This is a genomic window from Pedobacter sp. 22163 (assembly GCF_052045595.1).
GTDB lineage: Bacteria > Bacteroidota > Bacteroidia > Sphingobacteriales > Sphingobacteriaceae > Pedobacter.
Window position 1 is genome coordinate 629,530 of sequence record NZ_JBQEPM010000003.1, and the last position, 14,071, is coordinate 643,600.

At 40.2% G+C, this 14,071-nt stretch carries 7 protein-coding genes; all 7 read left to right on the top strand.

What is annotated here, in order from left to right:
* The first annotated feature begins 1 nt into the window (after window position 1).
* The 7 genes from ACTJKN_RS10920 (at window position 2) to ACTJKN_RS10950 (ending at window position 13,860) form a co-directional block, all read left to right on the top strand.
* Window positions 2–1,633, top strand: coding sequence for a pectate lyase family protein (locus ACTJKN_RS10920; RefSeq protein WP_440824900.1), 1,632 nt, complete (start codon window positions 2–4; stop codon window positions 1,631–1,633).
* Window positions 1,634–1,818: 185 nt separating this feature from the next.
* Entirely contained in the window at window positions 1,819–4,980 is a 3,162-nt protein-coding gene (locus ACTJKN_RS10925) for a DUF6298 domain-containing protein (RefSeq protein WP_440824902.1), read from the top strand.
* 2 nt (window positions 4,981–4,982) lie between these two features.
* Window positions 4,983–6,383, top strand: a complete 1,401-nt coding sequence (locus tag ACTJKN_RS10930) for a glycoside hydrolase family 140 protein (RefSeq protein WP_440824904.1) — start codon at window positions 4,983–4,985, stop codon at window positions 6,381–6,383.
* Window positions 6,384–6,737: 354 nt separating this feature from the next.
* On the top strand, window positions 6,738–7,616 hold the full coding sequence (locus ACTJKN_RS10935) for a glycoside hydrolase family 43 protein (RefSeq protein ID WP_440824966.1): 879 nt from the start codon (window positions 6,738–6,740) through the stop codon (window positions 7,614–7,616).
* A 108-nt stretch (window positions 7,617–7,724) separates the two neighbouring features.
* Window positions 7,725–9,557, top strand: a complete 1,833-nt coding sequence (locus ACTJKN_RS10940) for a six-hairpin glycosidase (protein WP_440824906.1) — start codon at window positions 7,725–7,727, stop codon at window positions 9,555–9,557.
* A gap of 170 nt (window positions 9,558–9,727) precedes the next feature.
* Window positions 9,728–11,086: a sialate O-acetylesterase gene (locus ACTJKN_RS10945; protein ID WP_440824908.1), complete on the top strand. Its 1,359-nt coding sequence runs from the start codon at window positions 9,728–9,730 to the stop codon at window positions 11,084–11,086.
* A complete protein-coding gene (locus tag ACTJKN_RS10950; RefSeq protein ID WP_440824909.1) occupies window positions 11,086–13,860 on the top strand; it encodes a glycoside hydrolase family 2 TIM barrel-domain containing protein in 2,775 nt (924 codons plus the stop codon). The genes ACTJKN_RS10945 and ACTJKN_RS10950 overlap by 1 nt, the downstream gene beginning before the upstream one ends.
* The last annotated feature ends 211 nt before the right edge of the window (window positions 13,861–14,071 follow it).

Below are 14,071 nucleotides of genomic sequence, written 5' to 3' on the forward strand. Positions count from 1 at the left end.
TATGCGTACCTGGAAATTAATTTTTAGCATAGTAGTGCTTTGTGGTATTGGAAATGTAGCTTTTGCGCAATATCCGGTAATCCCAGAGGCTATGGAAAAGAAAGCCGATTCACTTTTAAAAAGCATTGAAGAAAAATCTGAACTGCAATTTTTAAAAGTAAAACACATTGTAGATGAAGAAGCCAAACATGGAAAACCTTATATTCCATGGGCAGCAAAACCAGGCGATTTGCCACAAGCTAAAACAGTGGCCTTTCCGGGAGCTGAAGGTGGTGGTGCTTATTCTTTTGGCGGCCGCGGAGGAAAAGTTTACGTAGTAACCAGTCTTGAAGATTCGGGCAGCGGAACTTTACGCGAGGCCTGCGAGCAAGGCGGTGCCCGGATTATTGTTTTTAACGTTTCGGGGATTATCAAATTAAAAACACCATTGATTATCCGTGCACCATATATTACCATTGCAGGTCAAAGTGCGCCTGGCGATGGAATCTGTGTAGCCGGCGAATCAGTTTGGATCAATACCCATGATGTGGTGATCCGTTATATGCGTTTCCGTCGTGGTGAAACCGATGTTACCCGTAGAGATGATGCCATTGGCGGAAATCCTGTCGGAAACATCATTATTGATCACGTTTCGGCAAGCTGGGGATTGGATGAAAATATGTCGATTTACCGCCATGTTTACGATCCAAAAGACGGTTCCAAACCTGTAAAACTACCTACCGTAAATGTTACCATTCAAAATTCGATCTTTTCAGAGGCTTTAGATACCTATAACCATGCTTTCGGAAGTACAATTGGTGGTTTGAATTCAACTTTCATGCGTAACCTTTGGGCATCAAATATCAGCCGGAATCCATCTGTTGGGATGTATGGCGATTTTGGTTTTGCCAATAATGTGATCTTTAACTGGTGGAATAGAAGTGCCGATGGTGGCGATAATGCTTCATTTTATAGTTTCATTAACAACTATTATAAACCAGGGCCGATTACCCCTGCAGGCGAACCGATTTCTTATCGTATCTTAAAACCTGAATCGGGCAGAGATAAAAAGTTTGCCAACGAATTTGGTAAAGCTTATGTAACCGGAAATATTATAGAAGGAAACGAAAAGGTAACCAAAAACAATTGGGATGGTGGTGTTCAACCTGAAAGCAAAAGAGATAAACAAAAGTTGTTAGATTCGATGAAAGTGGATAAACCTTTGCCAATGGCTAAAATTTCCATCATTGATACCAAAAAAGCTTATGATTATGTTCTGGCCAATGCTGGTGCATCTCTTCCTGTTAGAGATGCTGTTGATCAACGCATTATCAGGCAGGTAAGCACTGGTAAAATTGATCATGTTGAGGATGGGAAACTGCCAGCTCAACAAAGTTACGTAAAACGTCGTTTACCTGCTGATTCATACAAAAAGGGAATCATTTCCGATATTGCACAAGTTGGGGGATATCCTGAATATAAAGGAAAACCTTATGTAGATACCGATCATGATGGAATGCCGGATGCCTGGGAACTTAAAAACGGGCTAAACCCGAAAGACGCTAAGAATGCTTCGAAAATTTCGAAATCAGGTTATGCCAATATCGAAGTTTATTTGAATAGTTTGGTTGATGTTAATAAAGTGAGGCCGTAGAAAGGTTAAAGGAGAAAGACCAGCTGAAAGGCTGAGCATCTCTATCCAAAATCGTCATCTCGACTGAAGCGTAGCGGAATGGAGAGATCTATCCAAATAGATTTCTCGACTGCGTTGCACTCCGCTCGAAATGACGAAATTAAGATGGGGAATACTCGGTGACTTAGTAGTCAAATGATTAAAATATGCCAAAAACTAACCACATATTAAAAGTTATACAGCTAAAAACCTTGCCGTTTTTGGTAATGGCGCTTTTAGCGACTAACTTTTCATTTGCTCAAAAAACAAAGCCGATAGAGCCACCAAAGCCTATCTTCAAAGGGAAGGACGGTAAAATGGCTTATACACCGGATCCAGATGGAAACCGGATTCCCGATTTTTCTTATGCTGGTTACATGGCAGGAGAAAAAGTCATTCCTAATGCAGCAATAAAGGTAATTGTTCCTGTTTCAAAGGGCGATGCTACTTTAAGAATTCAATCGGCTATTAATTATGTTTCGAAATTACCCCTTGGTAAGGATGGATTACGTGGCGCCGTTTTATTAGAAAAAGGAACTTACGAAGTTGCCGGAACATTAAGGTTATCAACTTCTGGAGTGGTGCTTCGTGGAAGTGGAATGGGCGAAAATGGCACAAAGATTTTTGCAACGGGTTTAGACCGGATTGGGGTAATCAGGATTCTAGGTCAAAAAAACAGGATAGAAGAACAGCCCATCGCGGTTACTGATCCTTATGTGCCCGTTAATGCAAATAAAATTACACTGTCTAATGCCAATGGATTTAAAGTAGGTGATCAGATTATTATTAACAGGCCATCAACTAAAGAATGGATCGAAACCCTTAAAACGATCGAGTTTGGTGGCGGTGAAAGTGCTTTGGGATGGAAACCAGGGACAAGAGATATTCATTGGGATAGAAAAATTATCGCCATAAACGGCAATACAATAACTTTCGATGTGCCAATCACTACAGCTTTAGATGCTAAATATGGTGGCGCAACGGTTTCGAAATATAAATGGGATGGAAGAATTGCGCAGTCAGGCGTTGAAAACCTGAAAATCGAATCAGATTATCATAAAGAAAATATTAAAGACGAATATCACCGTTGGACAGCTGTGTCTTTAGAAAATGTACAAGATGCCTGGGTCCGTCAGGTGGTTTTTGAGCATTTTGCAGGTTCTGCAGTAAATGTTTTGGAAACTTCAAAAAGGATTACTGTTGAAGATTGTAAATCGCTTGCTCCAATTTCCGAAATCGGTGGCGAGCGCCGTTTTACCTTTTTAACAACTGGTCAGCAAACACTTTTCCAAAGGTTGTATTCAGAATATGGTTACCATGATTTTGCTGTTGGCTTTTGCGCTCCAGGCCCCAATGTTTTTGTGCAGTGCCAGTCTTATTTTCCTTTCAGTTTTAGCGGTGCAATTGACAGTTGGGCATCGGGCGTTTTATTTGATATCGTAAATATCGATGGACAAGCTTTAAGTTATTTAAACCGCGGACAGGATGGACAAGGTGCTGGTTGGAGTGCTGCAAATAGTGTATTCTGGCAATGTAGTGCTGCAAGGGTTGATAATTTTCAGCCGCCTACAGCTCAAAACTGGGCTTTTGGAACCTGGTCTCAATTTGCCGGAAATGGCTATTGGGATATGTCGAACGAACAGATCCAGCCACGAAGTTTATATTATGCGCAACTAAAAGATAGATTGGGAAATGAGGTGGATAGCAGGAATTTTGTACTACCTGTTGAAACCGAAGCATCAAGCAGTCCGCCTGTAGATGTCGCATTAAAACTAACCAAATTGGCCTACAAACCTGCTTTAACCGTTGCAGAATATATAGATGCAGCACCTGACAGGAATAAAATCCCGACAGATGCCGGTTCTGCAAAAAGCATAGATAAGATCGGCTTAGATAAAGTTATTCAACCTGTTCCTGCAGGTGCGATGGGCATCAAAAATGGTTGGTTGGTCCGTGGCAGCGAAATCGTTCTCGGCGGTCGTCAGGATGTGCCCTGGTGGAACGGAAGCGCCCGTCCGTATGGATTAAAAAATGCCAAGTTTCATATCACACGTTTCGTTCCTGGTCGTTCCGGTAATGGTTTAACAGATGATCTGGATTCGATGACCGATGCCATGAAAAACGGTAAGGTTAAAGTGATAGATCACAATTATGGCCTTTGGTACGACAGAAGAAGGGATGACCATGAGCGCATCCGTCGTATGGATGGCGAAGTTTGGGCACCTTTTTATGAATTGCCTTTCGCTCGTAGCGGACAGGATAAAGCCTGGGATGGTTTGAGCAAATATGATATTACCAAATACAACCTTTGGTATTGGGATAGGTTAAAGCAATTTGCTAATCTGGCTGATCAAAAAGGGCTGGTTTTAATCCACGAGAACTATTTTCAACATAACATTATCGAGGCTGGCGCACATTACGCCGATTTTCCTTGGCGTACCGCAAACAATATCAACAATACAGGTTTCCCGGAACCAGTGCCGTATGCTGGCGACAAACGCATTTTTATGGCCGAACAGTTTTACGATATCAGCAACGAACACCGCAAGGCGATCCATAAAGCTTACATCAGAAAGTGTTTAGCGAATTTTGATGGAAATACAGGCGTTATCCAGTTAATCGGCGCCGAATTTACCGGTCCGTTGCACTTTGTTCAGTTCTGGATCGATACCATAAAAGAATGGGAAAAGGAAACTGGTAAACATCCGATTATCGGCTTAAGTGTAACAAAAGATGTTCAGGATGCGGTTTTGGCTGATCCAAAGCGTGCCGGAGTGGTAGACCTGATCGATATCAAGTACTGGCATTATCAGGCCGATGGAACGGCTTACGCGCCACAAGGTGGCTTAAGTTTGGCGCCACGGCAGCATGCACGTTTGTTAAAACCTAAAAAAACATCTTTCGAAGAAGTTTATCATGCCGTTTCAGAATATAAGAATAAGTTCCCAGAAAAGGCTGTGATGTATTCGGGCGATAGCTTTGACAGTTTCGGTTGGGCAATTTTAATGGCAGGTGGTTCGCTTTCTAATGTCGATGGAATTGATGCTTCAATTTTAACCGCTGCATCTTCGATGAAACCCTTTTTACCTGCAGATAAATCAGCAAAACAATATGGTTTAGAAAATCCAGGCAAGGCATATATTTTGTATAACGCTTCGGCAAATGCCATCAATCTCGATTTGAGCAAAGTATCTGGAAAATTCAATGTAAAAGTGCTCAACCCGAAAACAGGAAAGCTGCTTAAAGAAGAGAGAATTAATGCCGGCGCTACTGCTAAGTTAGAGAAGCTTGGATCAGGAGACGAAGTCATCATCATCAATAAAATTTAAACATGAACATTAAATCTAAAATATTTCTGCTTGTTGTGGTTTCTTGCTTAGCTCTTGGCTGTAAGAAAAAACCGCATTTTGGTGATAAAAGTCTCTTGGTTTCAGAGAATGGAAGGTATTTAACTACTGGTGATGGCAAACCATTCTTCTGGCTTGGCGACACAGGCTGGTTGTTGTTTGGCAGGTTAACAAGAGAAGAAGCAAATACTTACCTCGAAGACCGTAAACAAAAAGGTTTTAATGTCATCCAGGTGATGTTATTACATGATGTTCCATCTAGAAATGTATATCTGGATTCCTCAGTTGTGCATGCAGATGTTTCAAAGCCGATGCTTACGCCGGGCAATAACCCAAAAGATTCTTTGGCTTATGATTATTGGGATCATGTAGATTATATCGTTGATCAGGCAGCAGAAAAAGGCCTTTATATGGCACTAGTGCCTGTTTGGGGTACAAATGTTAAAGCTGGAAAAGTTAAAACGGAACAAGCAAAAGCTTATTCTGAGTTTTTGGCAAAACGTTATAAAGAAAAATGGAATATCATCTGGCTCAATGGTGGCGATATTAAAGGCAGCGATAAAAAAGAAGTTTGGAATACCATTGGCGAAACCTTAAGGGCAAATGATCCCAATCACCTCATTACTTTCCACCCTAGAGGAAGAACAGCCTCATCACAGTGGTTTCAGGATGCAAAATGGTGCGATTTTGATATGGTTCAATCTGGTCACCGCCGATATGATCAGGATACCTCTAAAAATGAGAAATTACATTATGGAGAAGATAACTGGAAATACATTGAAGCCGATTATAAACTGAAACCAACTAAGCCGACAATTGATGGTGAGCCTTCTTATGAGGATATCCCACAAGGTTTGCACGATACGCTCCAACCACGTTGGACAGATAATGATGTGAGAAGATATGGTTACTGGTCGGTTTTCGCGGGTGCCTTCGGCTATACCTATGGTCATAATTCGGTGATGCAGATGTATAAAAAAACAGATTTAAAACCTGCTTATGGTCCTAAAGATCAATGGATAACGGCTATAAATGCACCAGGAGCTAAACAGATGCAGTATTTGAAAGATTTAATGTTATCTCATTCTTATTTCGATCGTGTTCCTGATCAGACTTTAGTAGCTGGAAAGAACGGCGAAAAATACGAACGGGTTATAGCTACAAGAGGTGAAGAATTTGCAATGCTTTACACCTATACAGGTCACAATTTTAGCGTGCAGATGGGCAAAATTGATGGTGACGAAGTAAAAGCATCATGGTTTGATCCAAGAACGGGAAAAATTACATCAATTGGAGAATTTGAAAATAAAGGAATAAAAGAGTTTAACCCACCAGGTGAGCCTGCAAATGGCAACGATTGGGTATTGGTGTTGGAGGAGATATAGAGGAAGCGGATAGCGATAGGCGTATGGCGTTGAGTCTGTACAAGATCGTCATTTCGACTGGAGTGCAACGGAATGGAGAAATCTACAGTGATCGTCATCCTGAATTTATTTCAGGATCTGAGCAACAAGGCTATTAAGATTCCCGCCTGCGCGGGAATGACGATTCATGAGAAACGTCATTACGTGAAACTAAAAAGATGTCATCCTGAGCGTAGTCGAAGGACAATCTTTTTAACAAATTACAGAAAAGGTCTTCGACTACGCTCAGACTGACAATTGCAAAAAAGAAATAATTAAAGAAAAACAGTGTTTAAACCCAATTCCATATTATCATTTCGCATAGCTATTATTAGTATGCTGCTTTGTGGCTTAACATCCTGCACAAAACAGGCTTATATATTTACCTCCTTCCATGAGCCAGCAAACGAAGGCTTGAGGTTTTTGTATAGTTATGATGCGTACCATTGGACAGATTTAAATAAAACCTTCTTGAAACCTAAAGTGGGAACACAGAAAGTTTTACGCGATCCATCAATCGTTCAAGGCCCGGATGGAACCTTTCATTTAGTTTGGACCTGCAGCTGGAAAGGTGATAAAGGTTTCGGTTACGCAAGTTCTAAAGACCTGATCAACTGGAGTGCACAAAAGTTTCTTCCGGTAATGGAAAGTGAGCCAAAAACGGTAAATGTGTGGGCACCGGAAATCTTTTACGATAACGAGAAAAAAGAATATGTAATCATCTGGGCTTCAACCATACCGTATCGCTTCGCTAAAGGAATAGAGGAAGAGGAAAATAACCACCGGATGTATGGTATTACAACCAAAGATTTTGAGACTTTCTCCAAACCAAAGCTATTTCTCGATCCTGGTTTTAGTGTGATTGATGCAGTTATTTTGAAACGGGCAACTAAAGATTATGTACTGGTTTTAAAAGATAATACCCGCCCAAATAGGAATTTAAAAGTTGCTTTTGCAAAGGATGCTTTAGGTCCTTACGAAAATGTTTCGGAGACGTTTAGTCCGAAATTAACCGAAGGACCAACGGTTGTTAAAGTTGGAAAGGATTGGCTGATTTATTTCGATGCCTACGGACAAAAGATTTATTCAGCTTATAAAACAGCCGATTTTAAGTCTTTTAAGGACGTAACTGCGGAGGTTTCAATCCCCGAAGGACATAAACATGGAACAATTATAAAAGTGAAAAGAAGAGTTATTAAGGATTTATTGAAATAGTAACCACCAAGACACCAAGGCACAAAGAAAAAAACGTCATTAAGAGAAGGAACGACGAACGAATACAAAACTTCGTGCCTTAGTGTCTTGGTGGTAAAAAATATAAACATGAAAATATTTAAAATACTTTGTTTAAGCTTACTATTGGCATTTGCGATACAAAACTCGCAGGCGCAGGATACGGTGCGTTATACAGGTAAAACCTTAGTTAATGCAGATTATCATCATGGCCAACTTTCGCCGGTGATGGGCGTACACAGCATCCAAACTTTCAGGGCAAACAGAGAACATCCAGAACTGGCCGAAAACTTCGGCTGGACCTACAACCATGCACCGATGTTGGCTTATTGGAACAACAAATATTATATCGAATATTTGAGCGATAAAGTTGGGGAAAGTATCCCGCCAGGACAAACATTATTGCAGTCCTCGAAAGATGGCTACACCTGGACGAAACCAGAAGTAGTATTTCCAATCTACCGGATTCCTGATGGCACCACAAAAGAGGGCAGAACTGATGTGGCGAAAGATTTAGACGCGGTGATGCACCAACGCATGGGCTTTTATGTTTCCACTAAAAATGTATTCCTGGTTTTGGGTTTTTACGCGATCAGTTTTGATGCAAAAGATGATCCAAACGATGGTCACGGAATTGGCAGGGCAGTAAGAGAAATTCAGTCAGATGGAAAATACGGTCCAATTTATTTCATCCATTACAATTCAGGTTACTCGGAGAAAAACACCAAATACCCGTTGTATACCAGAAGTAAAAGTAAAGCTTTTATTGAGGCGTGTAATGAGTTATTAACTAACAAATTAATGACACAGCAATGGAATGAAGAGGCAGACAGAAAAGATCCATTAATCACTTTAAAGAAACAATATAAAGCATTCAGTTATTATCACTTGCCTGATGGAAGAGTAGTTGGTTTATGGAAAAATGCCTTAACAGCAATCAGCAATGATAACGGCAAAAGCTGGCCTGAAAACGCATCGCGTGCACCGGGTTTTGTAAACAGTAATGCCAAAATATGGGGACAAAAAACTGCTGATGGCAACTACGCAACGGTTTATAATCCATCTGAGTACCGGTGGCCTTTAGCCATTTCAACCAGTAAAAACGGACTCGATTATACCAATCTTTTATTGGTGCATGGTGAAATTACGCCAATGCGTTACGGAGGCAATTACAAATCTTACGGTCCGCAGTATGTTCGTGGTATTGAAGAAGGGAATGGAAAACCTGCCGATGGGAAGTTATGGGTAACCTACAGCATGAATAAAGAAGATATCTGGGTTTCTTCGATTCCGGTACCTGTTACCGATAAGGCCACACAACATGTAAATGATGATTTTGGAAAAATGCCGGCTGATAAAGCACTCGAAATGTGGAATATATACAGTCCGCTTTGGGCGCCTGTTAAAGTTGATAAAGGTACTTTGGTTTTAAAAGATAAAGATCCGTTCGACTATGCGAAAGCCGAAAGATTGTTTCCTGCATCCAGAAAAATTATTGCTTCGTTTTCGGTTACGCCAAAGCAAAATGATTTTGGTTTACTGGAAATCGAATTGCAGAATGCGAAAGGAATGGCAACTGTACGCCTGACTTTTGATACTGCAGGAACTTTAAGCGCAAAAGCTGGTGCACGGTATAAAAACTTCATGAAATATGAGGCAGGTAAAAGTTATGATATCAAACTAAAATTAGATGCGTTTACCCGATTTTATACCATCACTGTTAATGGAAAAGATGTATTAACCAGTTTAGCCTTTCAGCCAGTTGCCGATGTTTCCAGAATTGTTTTCCGCACCGGCGATGTTCGTCGTTTTCCTGATGTAGATACACCTGCGGATCAAACCTATGATTTGAAAAATGCTGGAGAATCAGAGAAAAAGGAAGCGGTTTATGCGATTAAGTATTTAAAAACGGAGGGATTTTGAGACAGTTGGCAGTTTTCAGTTTGAAGTTTTCAGTTTTTCCCTCGTTACGTTCTAAAGCGTTCGTTATTCCGATCGCCTCATCGTCATTGCGAGGAGGCACGACGTGGCAATCTTTCTTACTCTTAGCCATTCTTGCTTTATTCTCCTTCTCTGCAAACGCAAAAATCCTCTTGCCTCAGATCTTATCGAGCAATATGGTTTTACAACGGGATAAACCCATCAATATCTGGGGTTTTGCATCTCCGGATGAGAAAGTTGAAGTCACTTTTGCCGGACAAAAAAAACAGACAATAACTGATAAAAACGGGAATTGGCTTCTTGTTTTAGCTCCACTCAAAACATCAGCAAAGCCGCAAACAATGTCTATCACAGGCTCAAATAAAATTATACTAACCAATATTCTGGTTGGCGAAGTTTGGGTATGTTCAGGTCAATCCAATATGGAGTACGCCATGCGCAAACTCGCTAAAATTCCGAAACCGAAAAATGAAAAATTGGGTTTTCCATCTGATGAAGTTGCGAAGGCAAAGAACAATCAGATCAGAATTTTCCTGGTTAACCGCAAAACATTAAACAAACCCGATTCCATTCATAAAAGTTGGAGTGTCGCCCAAGATTCCGCTTTACGTGCTTTCTCGGCCGTAGGTTATTTCTTCGCGAAAGAAATTCAGGAAAAATTAGGTATTCCCGTAGGCATGATCTCTTCGGCCATTCCGGGCAGTGCCATTGAACCTTGGATAGCAGAAAATGCATTTGCGCAGGAAGATTACTTCAAAAATCAAAAAGTAAGTAATGATCCAGGTAAATTTTATCCCACCATGATTGAACCGTTAACGCAGTTTAAAATCCGCGGCTTTCTTTGGTATCAGGGCGAAACCAATTGTTTTCTGAACGAGAAAATCAGCTACGCTTATAAAATGAAAGTACTGATCAATAGCTGGAGGAAAGCCTGGAAAGAAAAGGAACTGCCCTTTTATTATGTTCAGATTGCACCTTTCAATTATTCTAAAACCAAAGGCAAAGTACCTGTTGATGAAAATACCGAACCTGAATTCTGGGAAGCACAGACTCAGCTGTTGAGATTACCGAATACAGGTATGGTTTCTACCAATGATTTAACTGATTCAAACGAAGACCTACATCCAACATACAAATGGGAGGTGGGCAGAAGATTGGCGCATTGGGCTTTAGCAAACACTTACAATCAAAAAAATGATTTTTCAGGTCCGGTTTATAAAAGTGTATCGTTTAAAAACGGAAAAGCTTTGCTTGACTTTGATTATTTAAAATCGAATGCATCAAATCTACTGAATGGCTTTACCATAGCTGGAAAAGACGGAAAATTTATCAGTGCCGGCGCTTTTGTTAAAGACGGAAAAGTTATTGTTTCAGCAAAAGAAATTGCAGCGCCTGTGGCCGTGCGTTACAACTGGACAGAAAATCCATCAGGAAATTTTTACAGTAATGCTTTACCTGCATTGCCTTTTAGAACTGATAATCCATTAACTAAAACTTTTAAAACCAATTAATGAAACGCAGATTTATACTTTTCTTGTGTTTAACAACTATGTTTTGCTCCCTTAAAGCACAGCAAACGGAGAAATTATACCTATCAGGAACAGGAAACGACAATACCGTTAACTGGGATTTCTTCTGTACGGCTGGTGCAAATTCAGGCAAATGGACCACCATTCCCGTGCCTTCAAACTGGGAATTGCAAGGTTTTGGGAAATATAACTACGGTTTCAACAAAGAGGAAAACAAAGGCAAAGAACAAGGACTTTATAAGTATAAATTTAAGGTGCCTACAGATTGGAAAAACCGAAAAATTAATATTGTTTTCGAGGGATCGATGACAGATACCGAGGTTAAAATCAACGGCAAATTGGCCGGAGAAACACATCGGGGTTCGTTTTATGTGTTTAGATACGATATTTCTAAATTGGTAAAACTTGGCGGCGATAATTTACTTGAGGTAAAAGTATCCAAACATTCAGCCAATCAATCAGTTAATGAAGCCGAACGCAAAGCAGACTTCTGGATTTTTGGCGGTATTTTCAGGCCAGTTTATTTGGAATCGCTGCCCCAAACACATATAGATCGAATTCAGATTGATGCTAAAGCTGATGGCAATTTAGATGCTCAATTGGCTTACACTGGCGATGCCGATAAAATTGAGATCGAGCTTTTAGGAAAAGATGGAAAAAGACTTGGTGATCGATTTAGCACCACATTGAAAAGTGGAATACAAAAGATAAGGTTGAATCATCAGTTTTCTAACCCAGCATTATGGTCTTCAGAGTTTCCAAACTTGTACAATGCAAACTTTACCCTGAGTAAAAATGGGAAAGAGATCCACCAGGTTTCGAAAAAGATTGGTTTTAGAACGATTGAAGTAAAAGAACGCGATGGTGTATATGTAAATGGGGTGAAAATGAAATTCAAAGGTGTAAACCGTCACTCTTTTTATCCATCCTCAGGCCGTACTACGAGTAAAAAAATCAGCATTGCCGATGTATTGCTAATGAAAGAAATGAACATGAATGCCGTTCGGATGTCGCATTATCCACCAGACGGGCACTTCTTAGATATTTGCGATTCGTTGGGCTTATTCGTAATGGATGAACTGGCAGGTTGGCATGGTACTTATGATACGCCTACGGGAACAAAATTGATGAAAGAAATGATGCTGAATGATGAAAATCATCCGTCAATCATCTTTTGGGCAAATGGAAATGAAGGCGGACACAACCGCGAACTCGATCATCTTTTTGCAGAAGAAGATATACAAAAAAGGCCTTTAGTCCATCCTTGGGAAGTTTTTGGAGGTTTCGAAACCACCCATTACCGCGAATTTAACTACGGGATTGGCAATTACGATCATGGTCATAATATTTTAATGCCTACTGAATTTTTGCATGGCATGTGGGATGGCGGTCATGGCGCAGGTATTGAAGATTACTGGAATGCCATGTGGAACAATCCACTTTCTGCAGGTGGTTTCCTTTGGGATTTTGCCGATCAGGCTGTAGTGCGTACAGATAAAAATGGCGAATTAGATACCGATGGAAATCATGGCCCTGATGGAATTGTTGGACCTTACCACGAAAAAGAAGGTAGTTTCTTTACCATTAAAGAAGTCTGGAGCCCTGTTTTTGTAGAGAAGAGAGAAATGACAGCTGGTTTTGATGGTTCGTTTACATTAGAAAACCGTTATGCATTTACCAATCTCAATCAATGTACATTCAACTGGAAATTGAAGAGATTAAAAGCGGGAACAGATGCAGCATTCAAATCTGGAAAAGCTGATGCACCAAATATCAAACCTTTCGAAAAAGGAAAGTTACAAGTTAATCTTCCAGCAGATTGGAGAAGCTTTGATGCACTTTATCTCACCGCAAATGCACCCGATGGCAAGGAATTGTTTACCTGGAGTTTTCCGATAACGCTGCCTGGAGATGATGCAGCGAAAATTGTTGTACAAACAGGTCCTTCAAAGGTAAATCTTAAAGAAGATGCAAAAGTTTATTGGGTATCTGCCAACGGTATCGATTTAACATTCGATAAAACAACAGGTTTGCTGCAACAGGTTCAGAATGCCAAAGGTGTAATTCCGTTTTCAAATGGCCCCATTTTACAGGAGGGTGTAAATAATTTTAAAAACTTCACTCAAAAAATGGATGGTGAAAATTTAGTGATTTCATCAAAATTTGATAAAAAAGAAAGTTGGAATACTTTACAATGGACGATTTATCCATCCGGCTGGTTAAAAATGGAAGTGAAATATTTTCCATCAGATTACTTTACCACTTTCGTAGGATTGAACTTCTCTTATCCTGAATCAGAAATTAAAGCGGTTGAATACAAAGGTAACGGACCATACCGCGTTTGGAAAAACCGAATGAAGGGCACACAGCTTGGCATCTGGAAAAAGGATTATAATAATTCTGCAACTGGTGAAGCACCTTGGCAATACCCTGAATTTAAAGGCTATTATTCGAATATGTATTGGTGTGCGTTTATTGGTAAAAAACAATCCTTTAAAGTGCTTACAGATAGGGAAGATGTATTTTTAAGGTTGTTTACACCGAAAAAATCGAAAGATACAGAATATGATAACATGAGTCCGACATTTCCGAATGGTGATATTTCATTTATGAACGCAATTTCGGCAATTGGCACAAAAACCCAAAAGCCCGAAACAACAGGCCCAATGGGAATGAAGAATATTTATTACGATTTTGATAAAGCCCCAGGTAGGGCACTAAATATGACCTTATATTTTGATTTTTCAGGTAGATAGGTTTAAAAGGTTTTACGGCAAAGAACGCTAAGTTTTTCGCAAAGCAAAAGAATAGCCCGCAGATAACGCGGATTTACGCAGATGAGAAATTATTGGTCTGCGTAAATCTTCGAAATCAGCGGGAGCAATAAATAATAACTAAGTCAGTGTAATCAACCGCGAAGTGCAATAGAATAGCCTGCAGATAACGCGGATTTACGCAGATGAGAAA

What these genes read in the sequence shown, in the direction of transcription:
- ACTJKN_RS10925 (WP_440824902.1), top strand. Translation starts at nt 1,819, where the DNA reads ATGCCAAAAACTAACCACATATTAAAAGTTATACAGCTAAAAACCTTG.
- ACTJKN_RS10950 (WP_440824909.1), top strand. Translation starts at nt 11,086, where the DNA reads ATGAAACGCAGATTTATACTTTTCTTGTGTTTAACAACTATGTTTTGC.
- ACTJKN_RS10920 (WP_440824900.1), top strand. Translation starts at nt 2, where the DNA reads ATGCGTACCTGGAAATTAATTTTTAGCATAGTAGTGCTTTGTGGTATT.
- ACTJKN_RS10940 (WP_440824906.1), top strand. Translation starts at nt 7,725, where the DNA reads ATGAAAATATTTAAAATACTTTGTTTAAGCTTACTATTGGCATTTGCG.
- ACTJKN_RS10935 (WP_440824966.1), top strand. Translation starts at nt 6,738, where the DNA reads ATGCTGCTTTGTGGCTTAACATCCTGCACAAAACAGGCTTATATATTT.
- ACTJKN_RS10930 (WP_440824904.1), top strand. Translation starts at nt 4,983, where the DNA reads ATGAACATTAAATCTAAAATATTTCTGCTTGTTGTGGTTTCTTGCTTA.